The sequence below is a fragment of the Vibrio sp. 704 genome (assembly GCF_033339295.1).
This window is the reverse complement of the sequence record NZ_JAWOUH010000183.1, coordinates 1-935: the sequence shown is the minus strand read 5'-3', so window position 1 is coordinate 935 and position 935 is coordinate 1. Positions and strand designations below refer to the sequence as shown.

Sequence of the window (935 nt, the reverse complement as noted above, 5' to 3'; positions counted from 1 at the left end):
ACTAATAATAGGACGGTTTCCCACCACTTGTTACGAGTCAGCCACCATCCCTGCGTAGCGGCAGAGAAGATCAGCATCGCAATGATGGAAGAGATTACCGTGAGTGCTAAATGCCACCAAGAATCGATACCCATCAACAATAATTGGGTATTGAAAACAAACATGAATGGCAGAATGGCGGTTCTAATATCGTAGGTAAAGCCTTGGATACCGGTACGAATTGGATCGGACTTCGCGATTGCTGCAGCGGCAAAGGCAGCCAGACCGACCGGTGGTGTATCATCGGCGAGAATACCGAAATAGAACACGAACAAGTGCACCGCAATCAGTGGAATGATAAGACCGTGCGCCGCACCGAGCGTTACGATAACTGGCGCCATTAGCGTTGATACTACAATATAGTTTGCTGTGGTAGGCAGACCCATACCGAGAATCAGACTGATAACTGCAGTAAACAGCAGCATTAGGATGACACTACCGCCAGAGATAAACTCAACAAAGTCCGTCATCACCAAGCCGATACCAGTTAGTGTCACAACGCCAACAACCGTACCTGCCGCCGCTGTTGCGACACCGATACCGATCATGTTACGAGCACCAGCCACCAAGCTTTCAGCAAGATCAACAAAACCCTCTTTGGTTTGCTGTACTAGGTCGCCTTCTTTCGCAAGTAACGCCATCAGAGGGCGTTGTGTTAGCAAAATGAAGACCATAAAGACGGTTGCCCAAAATGCTGATAAGCCAGGTGAGAAGCGCTCTACTGTTAAACACCAAACCAGTACCACTATAGGTAGCAGGTAGTGTAAGCCAGACTTCACTGTAGGACCCGGATCTGGCACTTCAGTCAGTTCCGCATCAATCTCAATTGCGCCATCTTTCATGTGGTTCGCAGAAATTTTTACGAGGCCGACGTAGGCGATGAGTAGCGCGATCGT

Annotated in this window: 1 protein-coding gene; it reads right to left on the bottom strand. The window is 48.9% G+C overall.

Going from position 1 to position 935, the window contains the following annotated elements; genetic code table 11:
* Positions 1–935: TRAP transporter permease (locus tag R7R24_RS25340; protein WP_318119861.1), on the bottom strand; the 935-nt coding region annotated here is incomplete at both ends.